This window comes from Rhizobium sophoriradicis, from assembly GCF_003939025.1.
Taxonomy (GTDB): domain Bacteria; phylum Pseudomonadota; class Alphaproteobacteria; order Rhizobiales; family Rhizobiaceae; genus Rhizobium; species Rhizobium sophoriradicis.
The window spans coordinates 57,819-73,352 of sequence record NZ_RQIH01000010.1; the positions used below are offsets into that span (position 1 = coordinate 57,819).

The 15,534-nt window shown below is 61.7% G+C and carries 13 protein-coding genes; 7 read left to right on the plus strand and 6 right to left on the minus strand.

The annotated features are described in order from the left end of the window. The first annotated feature begins 81 nt into the window (after positions 1–81). Together EFR00_RS17910 and EFR00_RS17915 are read left to right on the plus strand one after the other, a co-directional pair. A complete protein-coding gene (locus tag EFR00_RS17910; protein ID WP_077992893.1) occupies positions 82–3,864 on the plus strand; it encodes a FecR domain-containing protein in 3,783 nt (1,260 codons plus the stop codon). Continuing rightward, on the plus strand, positions 3,864–5,843 hold the full coding sequence (locus EFR00_RS17915; RefSeq protein WP_077992895.1) for a CHASE2 domain-containing protein: 1,980 nt from the start codon (positions 3,864–3,866) through the stop codon (positions 5,841–5,843). The genes EFR00_RS17910 and EFR00_RS17915 overlap by 1 nt, the downstream gene beginning before the upstream one ends. 430 nt (positions 5,844–6,273) lie before the next feature. Here the strand turns inward: EFR00_RS17915 and EFR00_RS17920 are convergent, their stop codons facing one another. After that, positions 6,274–6,855 (minus strand): TetR/AcrR family transcriptional regulator, encoded by a 582-nt coding sequence (locus EFR00_RS17920; RefSeq protein WP_077992898.1) that lies wholly within the window; start codon positions 6,853–6,855, stop codon positions 6,274–6,276. A 143-nt stretch (positions 6,856–6,998) separates the two neighbouring features. Between EFR00_RS17920 and EFR00_RS17925 the strand changes: the two genes are divergently transcribed. Continuing rightward, positions 6,999–7,556: a DUF308 domain-containing protein gene (locus tag EFR00_RS17925; protein ID WP_009997024.1), complete on the plus strand. Its 558-nt coding sequence runs from the start codon at positions 6,999–7,001 to the stop codon at positions 7,554–7,556. A 110-nt stretch (positions 7,557–7,666) separates the two neighbouring features. On the opposite strand, the gene EFR00_RS17930 is transcribed toward EFR00_RS17925, so the two are convergent. Further along, positions 7,667–8,200, minus strand: coding sequence for a GNAT family N-acetyltransferase (locus tag EFR00_RS17930; protein WP_009997025.1), 534 nt, complete (start codon positions 8,198–8,200; stop codon positions 7,667–7,669). A gap of 174 nt (positions 8,201–8,374) precedes the next feature. On the opposite strand from EFR00_RS17930, the gene EFR00_RS17935 reads away from it, so the two are divergent. Then, positions 8,375–9,355 (plus strand): SDR family oxidoreductase, encoded by a 981-nt coding sequence (locus EFR00_RS17935; protein ID WP_077992900.1) that lies wholly within the window; start codon positions 8,375–8,377, stop codon positions 9,353–9,355. A gap of 84 nt (positions 9,356–9,439) precedes the next feature. Here the strand turns inward: EFR00_RS17935 and EFR00_RS34240 are convergent, their stop codons facing one another. Beyond that, on the minus strand, positions 9,440–9,877 hold the full coding sequence (locus tag EFR00_RS34240) for a hypothetical protein (protein WP_225880951.1): 438 nt from the start codon (positions 9,875–9,877) through the stop codon (positions 9,440–9,442). A 394-nt stretch (positions 9,878–10,271) separates the two neighbouring features. After that, positions 10,272–11,024 (minus strand): nucleotidyltransferase domain-containing protein, encoded by a 753-nt coding sequence (locus tag EFR00_RS17945; RefSeq protein WP_077993083.1) that lies wholly within the window; start codon positions 11,022–11,024, stop codon positions 10,272–10,274. Positions 11,025–11,296: 272 nt separating this feature from the next. Between EFR00_RS17945 and EFR00_RS17950 the strand changes: the two genes are divergently transcribed. Both EFR00_RS17950 and EFR00_RS17955 read left to right on the plus strand, forming a co-directional pair. Further along, positions 11,297–11,992 (plus strand): fumarylacetoacetate hydrolase family protein, encoded by a 696-nt coding sequence (locus EFR00_RS17950; protein WP_009995765.1) that lies wholly within the window; start codon positions 11,297–11,299, stop codon positions 11,990–11,992. A gap of 12 nt (positions 11,993–12,004) precedes the next feature. Beyond that, positions 12,005–12,535, plus strand: a complete 531-nt coding sequence (locus EFR00_RS17955) for a gamma carbonic anhydrase family protein (protein ID WP_009995766.1) — start codon at positions 12,005–12,007, stop codon at positions 12,533–12,535. 342 nt (positions 12,536–12,877) lie between these two features. Here EFR00_RS17955 and EFR00_RS17960 read toward each other — a convergent pair whose 3' ends face one another. Beyond that, positions 12,878–13,279: a hypothetical protein gene (locus EFR00_RS17960; protein WP_010055797.1), complete on the minus strand. Its 402-nt coding sequence runs from the start codon at positions 13,277–13,279 to the stop codon at positions 12,878–12,880. Between the two features lie 387 nt (positions 13,280–13,666). After that, on the minus strand, positions 13,667–14,239 hold the full coding sequence (locus EFR00_RS17965) for a transglutaminase-like cysteine peptidase (protein ID WP_009993373.1): 573 nt from the start codon (positions 14,237–14,239) through the stop codon (positions 13,667–13,669). 191 nt (positions 14,240–14,430) lie between these two features. Between EFR00_RS17965 and EFR00_RS17970 the strand changes: the two genes are divergently transcribed. Then, positions 14,431–15,492: a hypothetical protein gene (locus EFR00_RS17970; protein ID WP_077992901.1), complete on the plus strand. Its 1,062-nt coding sequence runs from the start codon at positions 14,431–14,433 to the stop codon at positions 15,490–15,492. Positions 15,493–15,534: the final 42 nt, after the last annotated feature.

Genomic DNA, 15,534 nt, shown 5'->3' on the forward strand with positions numbered 1-15,534 from the left:
GAAAGCAAGAACACGTGTGCAACATGCTTGACTTTTCCACTCTACACGGACAAAGGGGAAGACGGGGATGAGGTCGAGATCATGCGGGGTTATTCCAATAACATCTGTCGCATCGGCATGGCGCTGGCGTTTGCCGTGCCCGGTTTCGGCCGGCCCGCAATGGCCGATCCCGTGCCGCGCGCAACGCCGGTCGCCGGCTCCGTCATCGCCCGCAAGACCGGCGAGGAAGTCCGTTTCATCGACGTGTCGGACTGGCGCGTCGTCGACATCAACCAGGATCTTCTGACCGGCGACGTGCTGCGCACCAATGCCAACGGCCAGCTCGCCATCGTCTTTTCCGATCACACCCAGGTCCGCCTTGGCCGCAATTCGTCGCTGCAGGTCAAGAAGATGGCAGCGAGCGGCGATACGGTGCTCGAGCTTCAGGCCGGCACCATCTGGGCCCGCGCCCAGCGCGGCGGCCAGGGCCTGACGGTCGAGACCCCTGCGGCGGCGGCCGCCATCCGCGGCACCGACTGGACGATGACCGTCGAGGGCGCCAAGACCTCGATGATCGTGCTCGAAGGCCGCGTCGCGCTCAGCAATCCGCAGGGCAGTGTCGAGGTGAGCGAGGGCGAAGGTGCGGTCGCCACCATCGGCCAGGCGCCCACCAAGATCATCAGCGTCAATCCCGATGATCGCGAACAGATGCTGTTCTATCTCGACCTGCGCGACGGCTTCGACCTGATGCCGACATCGCCGCTGCGAGCCGACCGTATGGCCGCGGAGCGCCGCCGTCTGCTGGCGCTGCCGCCGGAGCGTCGCACCACCGAAGACTGGTTGGAACTTGCCGAAGTGCAGAGCGCCTTCGATGGCCGCCAGGCCGCGGCCGCAACCTTGCAGAAGATCCGCGGCCGCAAGCTGACGGCGGCCCAGCAGGCCCGCGTCGACCTGATCGACGCCACCATCGCCGGCTCGGAGAAGCGCTACGGCGATGCCGCCAGGCTCTTCCACAAGGCTTTGCCGCATCTCGACCCGACGCGTCGCAACATGGCGCAATTCGGCGGCTATTTTGCCCGCTCGCTCGCCGATCCCGCTCATGCCGAACAGCCCCCGGCCGATACGACCGGCCCCTATGGCGCGATCATGCAGGCCTATACGACGGGCTTCTTGAAGGACCCGCGCGCGGCAATCGAGATCATCAAGAAAGCCGAGCAGCGCTATCCCGACGATCCGACCCTGCCGGCAGTCCGCGCAGAGCTGGCAGAACTCACTGATGACCGCGAGCAGATGAAGGAAGCGATAGAGCGCTCGCTGGCGCTCGATCCAGATCATCCGATGGCGCTCTCCGCCCGGGCGAGCTACAAGGCGGTGTATGAGAGCGACATCAACGGCGCGCTTGCCGACCTGAATCGCGCGATCGAGCTTGCCCCCGGTGGGTCAAGCACGCTGAATTCGCTCGGCCTGCTGCAAAGCTCGCGCGATGCCAATGGCGAAGCGGAAAAGGCCTTCAAGAAAGCGATCGAGCTCGATCCGCAGGATCCGCTGCTCCACGCCAACCTGGCAATCCTCTATCTCGATCAGGCGCGCATGAAGGAAGCCAAACGCGAGATCGACACGGCAATCGCACTCGATCCCTCGTTCGACATCGCCCTTCTCGCACGGGGCCGCTATTACCTGCAAACCGGCGAACGCGACAAGGCGCTGCAAGACCTGCTTGCCGCCAGCACCGCCAACCCGGCGCATTCGCAATCCCAGCTGATGCTCGCCGCCGCCCATTATGAAAAAGGCGACCGCATTCCTTCGCAGCAGGCGCTCGACAATGCCGACCGGCTCGATAAGAACGATCCCGTCATTTCCGCCTTCCGCACCGCTGTCGATATCGACGATTACGACGCCGACGGCGCGATCCGCAACGCGCAGGAATACCTGCGCCGCTCGCGCGCTCGCGGCGGCGATTACAGCGGCCTCGGCGCCAATGCGAGCGCCGGTTCGACGCTCAACAACGCCTTCCGCCTGCAGGGCCTCGATGCCTGGGGCCGTTATTACGGCGATGCCGCCTTCGACCCCTTCAAAGGCACCGGTTATATCGACCAGTCGATCAAGGGCAGCATCTTTCCCTTCGTCAACGCGACGAGCTTCAGCGACGACAATATCATCCAGAACCGTGGCAACGCGTCGAGCTACTCATCCTTCATCCAGGGCCTGCTGCTTTCTCCGCACATGCTGTCGGGCCGTTCGCGCTCGGCTACGCTGTTCGACGTACCCTTCATCGAAGGCTCGCTCGGCGGCGGCATCAACAGCGTCGACGGCCATACCAGACGCATCGGCGAAGCCGATATCCAGGGCTATTCCAACGAGACGATCCCGATCAGCTTCTATGCCAACCTCAACTGGGAGGAGATTGCCCACGACGGCAACTATACGGATTTCGGAGGCTTCTCCACCGACAACAAAATCCTTGGCGGCAACGGCTATCTCACCGCGACGATCACGCCGGACGATCGCGTCGTCGCTTATGTCAACAGCGGCCGACGCGACTATAACCTCGATACTTTGAGCGAGAACTCTCAGCTGTCGACTTTTTTGAACGACGGGTTGTTCCGACCCATTTTCGGCCCCGGCGGTCTCGCGGCACCTGACGAATTGCCGCTCTACCTGAACCGGCGCGATATCAGTACGACAACCAATGCCGGCATCGGCTGGAGCCACACATTCGGCTACGAAAACGTAATGAACGCCGCACTGCTCTATTCCGCGGCAAGGACGAAGACGACGACAGACCTGCAATTCGACTGGGAGAGGGTGCCGATCCTCGGTGGTCCAGGCACCGACATTCGCCCCTTCGGCCAAACCATCGAGGATCTGAATTCTAAGACCTATGTCGCAGCCCTCAACCACAACATCGGCACCGGGCCGTTGACCTTCCGATACGGCATCGAGGGCGGCTGGATCGACGCCCGCAACAGCAGCTACTTCAATCTCGAAGAAATCTTTCCCGTTCTCCTGCCGGGGGTTACTCTCGGCCCGACTGAAGCCGAAAATCGTGTTGACATCGCCCGCGCCTACATCGACGTGCTGCACGAGATCACGCCTGATCTGAAGGCCGAATATGCGCTGTTCGGCACGCAGATGAGCGGTGGCAGCATCGATGTCAACCGGCTCGAGCCGCGCGTCGGCCTTGCCTGGTCGCCCGTCGAGAACCACTGGCTGCGCGCCGCTTTCATGCGCCAGGGCGTCGATACCGGCGTTCCCACCCTCGCCCCGATCGGCATTCTCGGCCTGCAGCCGAACCAGCTCGCGGTCGGCATCGATGGCTATACTGATACTGTCGCGTTGCAATGGGATGCCGAATGGACCGACCGCTTCTTCACCTCGGTCGAATATCAGCACCAGGACTTGCATGATTTCTCGATCGACCTGCCGCTGATCTCGCTGCCCTCTTCGGATAGTCTGCCGCTGTCGCGCGGCAGCCTCGATCGCGCCGCCATCACCGCCAACGTCGTGCTCGGTCATGGTTTCGGCCTTTCCGCCACCTATGCTTATATGGAATCCGAGAACAAGGATCCGCTGGAGCCGAATTACGGCGGCTCGCTCCCCTATATCCCGAGGAATTCCGGCCAGATTGCGCTGACCTGGGTCAACGAATCCAAGGTCAAGGCGACGGTAGCGGCGAATTACATCGGCGAGCGCGACGGCGATCGCTTCGGCACCAAGCTCGACGATTACTGGAGCCTCGACGCCCACTTGGTCTGGGAGCCGTTCGACAAGCGCATCGAGCTCGAGGCGGCCGCCTATAACCTGCTCGACGAGGACTTCGAGATCACGCCCGGCGTGCCCGGCTGGGGCCGCGCCTTCAAGGGCACGCTCAAAGTCCGCTTCTGATGCGGGCGGAGCACAAGCCGCGGCAGGCCGGACTGGACGGCGGCCAGGCCGGAAGCCGCCGCCTCCGGCTGCTGGTGCTGTCGCTCACCGTATTGATCGCCATATCGTTGCTGTCGCGCCTGCCCGCCTGGTCGCTGCTGGAGCTTAGAAGCTTCGACTACCTCTCGACGTTCGACGATCCGCGTCCGCCGCCGGGCGGGCCTGTCATCGTCGCGATCGACGAGCCCTCACTCGCCGATATCAACGCGCAATGGCCCTGGCCGCGCAGCCTGCATGCCGAGCTCGTCACCCAGCTGCGTGCAGCCGGCGCCCGCGTGATCGGCCTCGATATCATCATGGCGGAGCCCTCCACTCCCGGCAACGACGCGGCAATCGCCAAGGCGGTTGGTCCCGATGTCGTGCTTGCCGGCGACGAAACGCTGATCGAGACGCCGCAGGCCTCGCAGCTGATCCGCGCCACGCCGCTGCCGGCGTTGACCGACGCAGGTGCGGTGACCGGGATTGCCTCCGTCGATCTCAGCGGCGACGGCATCTTCCGCCGCATTCCCGGCTATGAGGACGGCTTTGCCGCCATGCTGGCCAAGGCCTCGGGCGCGGGGGCGGAGATCCTGCCGGCCGGCCAACTGATCCAGTCCTTCGGCCCGGCCCGCAGCTACCCCACAGTCTCCTATTACCAGGCGCTCGACCCTGAGAACCTGCTGCCGCCGGGTTATTTCAAGGACCGCGTCGTCCTCGTCGGGCTCAGCCTGCAGAATGCGCCTGAAATCGACAAGGGCGGCGTCGACGCCTTCGCCACGCCTTACACGGTTCACACCGGCAAGCTCGTCCCCGGCGTTGAAATCCAGGCGACGATTTACGACAATATCCGCTACGGCCTGTCGATCGCGGAAGCGCGCCTGCCAACCGTCGCCGCCTGCATCCTGATCTCGGTGCTGCTTGCGGCGCTCACCGTCTGGCGCTCGACGGGATGGCTGACGATCGTCACCAGCGCTGCCGCCCTCCTCGCCTTCGTGGCCATCAGCTTCGCCGGCATCCGGCTTGGCCATGTCTTCGTTTCGCCGCTCGGGCCAACGGTCGCCTATATCGCGGTCGCCTTCGGCCAGGCCGCCTTCGACTATGCCGAGGAGCGCCGCAACAAGCGTCAGATCATCCGCGCCTTCGCCCAATATATTTCGCCCGATCTCGTCCGCCGCCTGTCGAGCGACCCGTCGCAGCTGAAGCTCGGCGGCGAGCGGCGCACGCTTTCGGTGCTGTTTTCTGACGTGCGGGGCTTCACCACCATCGCCGAGACGCTGAAGGACGATCCGGAACAGCTGACCGGCCTGATCAACCGGCTGCTGACGCCACTCTCCGACGTGGTGATGGATCACGGCGGTACGATCGACAAATATATGGGCGACTGCATCATGGCCTTCTGGAATGCACCGCTCGACGATCCCGATCATGCGTTGCACGCCGTGCGCGCCTCGCTCGCCATGCAGGCGGCGATCTCGCGGCTGAATAGCCAGCTGGAGCGGGAAGCGGCCGCAATCGGCCGCAAGCCGCACGTACTGAAGATGGGTGTCGGCATCAACACCGGCGAATGCATCGTCGGCAATATGGGCTCGACCCGCCGCTTCGATTATTCCTGCCTCGGCGACAGCGTCAATCTGGCCTCGCGCCTGGAAGGCGCCTCGAAGAATTACGGCGTGGCGCTGCTGCTCGGCGAGGAAACCGCACGGCTGATCGCCGCCAATTACACGGTGATCGAACTCGACCGCATCATCGTCAAGGGCCGCACCGTGCCCTCGCCGATCTATACCGTCGTGCATAAGGCCGATGCCGAAGCGCTGGTCGCGCATGAGGGTTTTATCGAGGCGAAGTATGCCGGCACGCTTGCGCCGTCCGACTCGGTCTTCGACACGCTGGCCGCTGATATCCCCGAGCTTTCCGCCTATTACGCGATCGTGCGGGATGGACTGACAGAAGGCGGGGAATGACGGCGCAGCATTTCTGGCCACATGAGTTGGGCGCGGCACCCTCCAACGCTTCTCATCCTGATGAGGCGCGCAGGCCAAAGGCCGGAGCCTCGAAGGACACGCCGCAGCGCTGCTCCTTGCAGCCATCAACCGACAGCGCACCCGCCTCGTCCTTCGAGGCCCCTGCGGGCACCTCAGGATGAGGCTCTCTTGAGCGCTGGGGCGGCATCCGCCAACGCCCGTTGCCATCGGCGCGGCACACCTCCAACCTCCCTCATCCTGAGGCGCGCAAGGCCAAAGGCCCGGAGCCTCGAAGGACACGCCTCAACGCTGCTCCTTGCAGCCATTAACCGACAGCTCACCCGCCTCGTCCTTCGAGGCCCCTGCGGGGCGCCTCAGGATGAGGCTCTCTTGGGCCTCGGCGCGGCATCCGATTGGGAAGAGGAGATCGTTATGCTGTCCGCAGCCTCGCGATCTCAGGTCCAACCACCGCGATGAACAATCCAGGATCGCTAAGAGCCCTCGCCGAAAGCATCGCCCCATGGACCGATGCCATCAGCATCTGGGCCTGCTCTTCCGGCCGCCTGTCCAACTGGAACAGGCCCTGCTCGAAGCCGGCCTGCAACACCGAGGTCAGCCATGCCGCAAGATTTCGGAAATGGGTGCGAACGCGTGATGCGACCTCATCGGGCAGCATCTGCATTTCGCTGGCAAGCATGGCGCAGATGCAGAAGGGCTGCGAAGCGTTCTCGATGCAGGAACGCCAGTAGTCGATGTAGAACTGCAGCTGATCGGCAGGGCTTGCGGCCTGCTCGCGCAGCGACTGCAATCCTGCAGCCGCCTGCTTGGTGTAGCGATCCACCAACACCGCGACCAGCTCGGCCTTCGCAGGAAAATGGTGGTGGATGCTCGCCTTGCGGATGCCGATCGCGGCCGAGATGTCGGCGTAGCTGAAGCCGTTATATCCGCCCGCCACGATGAGCGACTGGGCTACGCCGAGAATTTTATCCGAGGTGGAAGCCATTGATTTCATGATGTCGCCTACCTTCTGGTAGGCAGATTGTCAAGGCCGTTCGGCAATCCTTTACTCACAATGAGGTGTTCGGGCGACGCATTGACTCAGGGCTTTCATCTTCCTACTAGTAGGTAGGCTAGCAAACCAAGAAGGACCTGCCGATGCAAAACAATTCCTCTCCCCAGCCCAACTGGCTGAGATCCTATTATTTCACGCGCGCCGCATTCTCTCTGACCTGGATTGCCGCGGCCATTCTCTCGGGCGGGCAATCCGGCCCTGCCGCCTTTCTGCTGGTGATCTATCCCCTGTGGGATGCCGCCGCCAACCTGGTCGACGCCCGCGTCAATGGCGGCCTCAAGGCCAACCCTTCGCAGGCATTGAATGTCGTCGTCAGCACCATCACCACGCTCGCCGTCGTCATCGCACTCGGCAAAAACAGCTATGCCGTTCTCGCCGTCTTCGGGGCATGGGCGATCCTTTCCGGGCTCTTGCAGCTCTCTACCGGCGTCAGGCGCTGGCGCCTCTACGGCGCCCAATGGGTGATGATCCTCAGCGGCGCGCAATCGGCGCTCGCCGGTGCCTTCATGATCAGCCGGTCTCTCGGCACCGCTTCGCCGACGATTCTTGACATCGTTCCCTATGCAGGCTTTGGCGCGTTCTATTTCCTGCTTTCCTCGCTCTGGCTTGTCGCCGCAGCCTACCGCAAGGCACAGGCATAAGCGCGGCGTGCCATGACGGCGGCAAGTTCTATCTCATTTGCCGCCGCCGCAAGGACGACCATCGCGATGAACGCTTTTGTCGGTACGATCGCGAGGGTGTGGCGGCATCGCTAGGGGGGCAAATTCCCGATTGCATACAAGTTGGTCGGCGCACCGTGCAGCATGACCTCGCATTCGAACAGGAATCCACATTTTTCAAGGATGCGTGTCGATGCGGCGTTGACTGGGCGAACCAACCCGATCACGCGGAAAGCATTGAGATCGCCAAAGGCAAAGGCTAACGTATCCAGAACCAACTCGATGGCATATCCCTTCCCCCAGCTTTCCGGCTGCAGGTGATAGGAAAGATTGAGGCCACCGAATTCTTTCGAAACGGTCACGCCGCCGAAACCGATCAGCGCGCCATTCGCCTCGACCGCCCAACGCCCGAAGCCATGATCTTTCCAGTGCGCAATATCACGCGCGAGCCGCGCCGCACTTTCTTCCGGCGTATCCGGCCGCGGCACCGGTCGATGCGCGACCACTTCCGGTCGTAAAAAGAGTTCCGTCAGGAAATGAATATCCGCAGCCGCGGGGATTCTCAGCCGCATCCTCGCAGTGTGCCGGATTGCCTGCGGCGCGTCATTGAGCTGTTTCTCGACCATCTTCTACCTTTTCAACCCCGCCCCGCCGCTCAAGGCCCTTACGGAGCGCCTCGGGGTAAGGCCTTTGTGTGGCGCTGCCATTCTCAGTTGGCGAGATTTCAGCGAGACGGCCATATTCTTTCACGCTATGAAGGGTCATACAGATCCCGCCCATCAGACACTAAGGCCGCTCATATGACTTTGAAAGTTCTCTTCATTGGCGGCACCGGCCAGATTTCCTACCCTTGTGTCGAACGCGCCGTCGCCGCGGGCCACCATGTCAGCGTCTTCAATCGCGGCTTGAGAGACGCCGCCCTACCCGCCGGTGTCACCTCGATCGTCGGCGAATTGGGGTCGAGCGCTTACGCCGATCTCGCCAAGGCCGGATATGACGTCGTCTGCCAGTTCATCGCCTTCACGCCCGATCAGGTCGCCCGCGACATCGAGGTCTTCTCGGGCAATTGCGGCCAGTACATCTTCATTTCCTCGGCTTCCGTCTATGAAAAGCCGCCGCGTCACTACGTGATCACAGAGGAGACGCCGGCGATCAATCCTTACTGGCCCTATAGCCAGGCCAAGATCGCCTGCGAGGAGCTGCTGAAGACGTCCGCCAACCTCGCCTGGACGATCGTCCGCCCTAGCCACACGGTCCGCACCGGCCTGCCGATCATGATGGGCGACAGCGACATCATGGCAAGGCGCATGCTGGACGGCGAGCCCATCATCGTGGCGGGCGACGGCCACACGCCCTGGACGCTGACCCGCTCGGTCGATTTCGCCGTGCCTTTCGTCGGCCTGTTCGGCAAGCAGGCGGCGCTGAAGGAGATTTTCCACATCACCTCCGACCGCGCGCATATCTGGGACGACATCCAGAAGACGATCGCGAGGCTGCTCGGCGTCGAGGCGAAGATCGTCCACGTGCCGACGGACACGCTTATCCGCTACAATGCGGAATGGATCGGCCCGCTGCTCGGCGACAAGGCCTGGACTGCCATCTTCGACAATTCCAAGGTCAAACGTGTGGCGGGCGACTTCACCTGCGCCGAAAGCCTCGACGAAATCCTCGCCGACTCGATCATGCACCTGAAGCAGCGCCTGGCCAAAAGCCGGCCGCCAAGGGGTGAGCTTGATGCTCTGATCGACAGGATTTGCGCCGAGCAAGGCGCTTTAAGCTAAGATATTCCGCGGGCGTGAACAGATGGCGCCAACGCGCCGCGGGAGGCGCCACCGCCTCGTCTGTCGATGAGGAACGGCCCTGCTCTATTTCTTTCTGACATTGATATTGACCGTCACGTCCTTGATGGTCCCTTCGCCGTAGGAGACCCTCACTTTATACATATCCTTTCCGGAATATCCGCTGTTGGAAGTATAATATTCGGACACGCCAGGAGATTTCCTGGAATTGCACCTGATCTGGGGGGCGCCTGTCGAATAATGTGAGAAAATCTTTTCGCTGACAAATTCTACCGATCCATGCGCGGGGGGCTGCACCAGCTTTATGCTCGGCATTGTCGCAGCGGTGCAGTTTGCATTCAGATTATAAGATTGGCCCATTTTTGTCCGCTCTCCACTCACGGCGCGGCTATGATCGGTGGAGACTTGAACACCATCCTTATTGGTAACGCATCCGGACAGACCCAAAGTTACGGAAAATATAGGAATTAGAATATGGTGTGCCCTGAACAGTCGCCCCGACATTCTTCTTTCATCCTCTGTTTTAAAAATATTACAATTAACCTTATCCAACTGGCCGGTCATTGCAATGGCACGGGTCCACCTCGCGGGGCTGATCCTGCTGCAGATGCCCTCTTTGCTCAGATGCGAGGTCTTGTCCGTGCGCCGAAGGTAAAGCGGCGTTCTCCGACACCTCTCGTCGGGCGGCATCCTCCAATGCTCCTTATCCTGAGGTGCGCAGGCCAAGGGCCGGAGCCTCGAAGGACACGCGCCGACGCTGCTCCTTGCATCCATTAACCGCCAGCACACCCGCCTCGCCCTTCAAGATCCGTGCGGGGCATCTCAGGATAAGGCTCTCGTGGACGCCAGCGCCTTGGCAATGCCGGCGGACGAAAACAATGCCGCGGCTTCCCCGTATCTATTCCGGCCGCCGCGCCTCCGGCGGAGCCTCCTGCCTGAAGCCGTCGAAACAGCGGCCGCCGTGCAAAGCGAGCTCGCGGTTAGCCAATGCGAGTAACCGGCTGCCGTCACCCTGCGCCGCCAGCCTGAACGCAGCGTCGAACTCGGCTGCGACCTGCACATCGAGCCTCCTGATGAGACGCGGCGCCCATTTGCCGCGGCCGGTCCACGCGCCGCGCCCGAGCAGGATCAGATCGGCGAGCTTCTGGTAGAGAGCCGCGGCGATGGCGGCGATTTCATCCGGCGGGCGGTCGCCGCGCAGGTCATCGGCGTAATCGGTGACCTGATAGCGCAACATGTCGTAGCTTGCGCCGGCAAGCGGTTTTGGCCCCGCTTCCAGCACACCCACCGCCTTTGCCTGGACCAGGCGCGCACGCTCGATATCCGGCCCCGCGATGCTGCCGGTTGCGACCATGTTGACCATGATGGGACAGCCGCTCTCGGCATCGGCATGGAGATAATGCGCCAGCGTCTCTTCGTCGTGGACGAAGGACTCGACAGGAAAATCCCCTTCGGTGAAGGATTCCCGCCAGGCTCTTTCCAGCGACGGAAACACCACGACTAGGTCGATATCCGAAAATGCGGTCCCCTCGCCGCGCATGATGGAGCCGGAGACATAGGCGAAGGCCGCCCCGGCATAGCGCATGGCAAGGGCGCGACGGGCGGCAGCAAGCGCCCGCTCGGCAACTATCTGTTTCTGGATATCCATGATCTCGTCCTCGAATGCGGGAGGCGAGCGGGCAAACAAAAACCCGCTCGTTTCCGGCGGGTTGGGCCTCGGCAGCAATGAACGGAATTCAGTCCACGCGTCCGCCACCCACCGCCGAGGCGGTGGTCGTAGACGTCGAAACTGCAAACATCCTGTTCATCGCGGCGAGGATATCGCCGGGCGGCAACAGCGTCAATGCGAGTACAATGCTTCCCCGCCCCGCCGTTTTCCGTCTAAGATGCGGGAAAGACTCGTTGAACAGGAAGAGCCCGCCCATGTCCGATTCCGCCACCGTCATCCCGCTTCCCGCACCTGTTCTGCTGCCGGTGAACGGCAGCGACGAGCGCTTTCCGGTGCGCCGCGTCTATTGCGTCGGGCGCAATTATGCCGACCATGCGATAGAGATGGGCCATGACCCCAGCCGCGAGGCGCCCTTCTTCTTCCAGAAGAATGCCGAGAACCTGCTGCCGCCGGGCAGCGCCTTTCCTTATCCGCCGCTGTCGAACGACGTGCATTACGAGGTCGAATGCGTGCTGGCGCTGAAATCGGGCGGCGCCAACATTGAAGCCCGCCAAGCGCTCGACTGCATCTACGGCTATGCCGTCGGCATCGATTTCACCCGCCGAGATCTTCAGAGTGAGGCCAAGAAGCTCGGCCGCCCTTGGGAAGTGGCCAAGGCCTTCGAACATTCCGCGCCCGTCTCGGCGATCGTGCCGACCAGTCGCATCGGCCATCCCGGCGAAGGCAGGATCTGGCTGGAGCAGAACGGCAAGCGCGTCCAGGACGGCAATCTCAACCAGATGATCTGGAAGGTGCCGGAGATCATCGCCGAACTCTCGACACTCTTCGTGCTGGCGCCCGGCGATGTCATCATGACCGGCACGCCAGCCGGCGTCGGCGCAGTCGCAAAGGGCGACCGCATCACCTGCGGCATCGACGGCGTCGCAACGCTGTCGGTCGAGGTCGCCTGAGAGGAGCTTTCCATGCCTGTCTACGCGCTTGGCGGACTGACGCCGAAACTGCCGCCCGCCGGCCTCCACTGGATCGCCCCGGACGCCCACGTCATCGGTAATATCGAGCTCGGCGGGAATGTCGGCATCTGGTTCGGCTCGGTGCTGCGCGGCGACAACGAGAAGATCACCATCGGCGCCGGCACCAACATCCAGGAAGGCGTGATGGCCCATACCGACATGGGCTTTCCGCTGACGACGGGAGAGAACTGCACCATCGGACACCACGCCATCCTGCACGGCTGCACGCTCTGCGACAACGTGCTGATCGGCATGGGCGCGACCATCCTGAACGGCGCCAAGATCGGCAATAACTGCCTGGTCGGCGCCAATGCGCTCGTCACCGAAGGCAAGGAGTTTCCCGATAATTCGCTGATCGTCGGGGCTCCGGCGCGTGTCGTGCGGGTGCTCGATGAAGCGGCGGTGGAAGGCATCCGCCGCTCGGCGGAGAATTATGTGAAGAATTGGCAGCGTTTTGCGCGGGATCTGAAGCAGATCGGGTGATCGGCGGAAGGGCGGCAGGGCCATATTTTACCCTTCGCTTACGCGCCGTGCAGTCGCGGCGTGCCGTGAGGCCCCCTCATCCGCCCCTTCGGGCCACCAACCGGGGTCGAGCCACAGGTCTCGACCCGTCCTTCGGACCCCCGCTGGGGAGAAGGGGAGCAGGACGCGCTAACCTCATTCTCACATAAGTCTCAAGTGAAGCGAGACGCTGCCGCGATTCCGCTTCTCCCCGGCGGGGAGAAGATGCCGGCAGATGAGGGGGTGAGTGGCAGCGACACCTCTGCAGTCAACAGCGACGTTAGCTGCGGTGGCGGCAATGGGGAATATCGCTGAAAAACTGCCTTATTCGGCCGCTTCCATGAACTGGCTTGCTCCAGACGAGGCGGCGAGCGCCCGAACCCTGGCTTCCGTCTTGGCGATCAACTGATAGAATTCGTCCTGCGCTTCGACATCCAGCTGTATGACGGCATTGACATCATCGGGCGTATCGCAAACACAGGCGACCGCCGAAATCGGACAGATGCCGCCGGGGTAACGCTTGCCTGTCCCCGTATAGGCGCGACGGCCCCAACGCTCGGAATAGACCGTTTCCTCTCGATCGAGGTGGAGGATCGTTCCCTTGCAGGCGGTCACAATGGCCGCCTTGCCGTAAGCGAACCAGTGATAGTTCAGCTTGCGGAGAATATATTTGCCAGTGATGTCTTCGCCAGCCAGTTCGGCAGGGTCTTCTATCATTCTGATCATGACGGCGTCCTCAGCGTCTGGGCAATATCCTTCAAGTCCTCTTGCGCAGCAAGACAAAAAACGCTGCTTTTGGAGGCACTTAGTCACAAAGTGTTTCCGATTCTTACATCATCCGCGTTTTTGGCAGCCTTTCGGATGCACAATTCTTCGTCGAATTTGCCGAGACCTGCACCCGCATCGCCTTCTCGCGCACGCAGTGATGTTATTGCGCTTCTCTACTCAGGCTTGATATGCACCGATAACGGCCTGAAAACTGCACCGATCTCCGCCAATCGGAAGCATCGAAGAGACCGCAGGGACGGTGCGGGAGACTTTCTGCTAGATCGGATGGCCAGGCGAGCGGGCCGACCGCGCCAAGCATCTTGGCGTTTGGACGACGCGTCGGGTTCAGGAGAATTCGCCGGCGCGGGGACCGGCAAGCGTCACCCGCCAGCCGGTTCGCGATTGAAAATCCTGAGTGGCCAAAAACGTATAGCCCGTCGTGCGCCAGAGTCTGACGGCGCTTGTGAGATTGTCGAGCACGTAATCGCCACCGTCTGTGCGGGCAATAAGAACGACGTGATTTTGATCATGCGGGCCGATGACCACGGAAAGCGCCAGCCTGTTTGACGGAAAACCAGCGTCGATCAGGTCCTTCATCTTCTGGAGGGCGTAGTCCTCACAGTCGCCCCGGCCGGCAACCGGCAGAGACCAGGCATCCCCGTGGGAAGACGGACGATCTTCCGCGGGGATGATGCGTCCATTGACCGCCCGATTGACCTTTTGAAGCAGCGTTATGCCTGCCGCGTCGTGCAGCTGTTGAGCCGCCACCCTGCCGCACAGCCACTTATACTTGGCGCAGGCCGCCGCGAATCCCACGGGCGCGCCGATACTTCTCGTCACAGGCAAGGAGGATCCGGCAACAGCCTGAAAAGGCACAAGAAAGGACAAAATGGCAGCGAGAGAAAAGAGACGCTTCATAGCCGATTCCCCATATTTACGCCTCAACAGTAACACGGTCGAGATAAAAATTTATTAAAATTTTATACTTGCGAATTTAACCGTAATATCTAATGAGAACAGATTAACTATCGTTTATTCTTCCGATTAATAGACCGTTAGTATAAACACTCTCCCAATTAACATTCGGTTAACCTTGGGAGACGATTGAAATGAGCAGCAGAGCATCGAAATTCAGCGTGGCCGTTGCTTTCCTTATGGCAAGCAGCAGCTTGACCGTGGCAGCCCCGACAGTCGTTAATTGCAATACCGCCGTGCGCGGCACGCTCGAATACCGGCTGTGCATGCCGACCAGATCAATATCCCCAGGCAATCCGAACGACAGCGACCGCAGCAGCAATGGCATTGGCGGCAAGAAGACGTCGAGCAGCAGCTCGACTGCGCAGACCGGCGGCAAGAGTGGCGGCGGCAGTCAGGTTGCGAACGACGGCGGAAAGAACACCGACGAGGGCGAGGGCAATGATGACCCCGGAAAGGACGACAATGACGGCCCTGGCACGGGTGACAATGACGGCCCCGGAAAGGGCGACAATGACCACCATGGTAAGGGTGGCAAAGACCACCACGGCAAGGGTGGCAAAGACCACCACGGTAAGGATGGTAAAGACCACCACGGCAAGGACGGTAAAGACCACCACGGCAAGGATGGCAAAGACCACCATGGTAAGGATGGCAAAGACCACCACGGCAAAGATGGCCACGGGAAAGACAACCATGGTGGCAAGGACCGCGATCATCACGGCAACGACAAAGGCGACAAAGGCGGTACCGATAAGAGCGACAACGGCGGCTCTGGCAAGAACGACAATGGCAGTTCCGGCAAGAGCGATGACGGCGGTTCCGGCAAGAGCGACAATGGCGGCTCCGACAAGAGCGACAATGGCGGTTCCGGCAAGAGCGACAATGGCGGTTCCGGCAAGAGCGACAACGGCGGTTCCGGCAAGAGCGATAACGGCGGTTCCGACAAGAGCGACAATGGCGGTTCCGACAAGAACGACAATGGTGGTTCCGGCAAGAGCGACAATGGCGGTTCCGACAAGAGCGATAACGGCGGTTCCGACAAGAGCGACAATGGCGGTTCCGACAAGAGCGATAACGGCGGTTCCGACAAGAGCGGCAATGGTGGCTCAGACAAAAGCGACAATGGTGGTTCCGACAAGAGCGATAATGGCGGCTCCGGCAAAGGCGGTTCCGGCAAGGGCGGACCGAACTGAGCTTGTCATTGCAGAGCCGCTCGAGGTGAGGCCGGTCTCCGG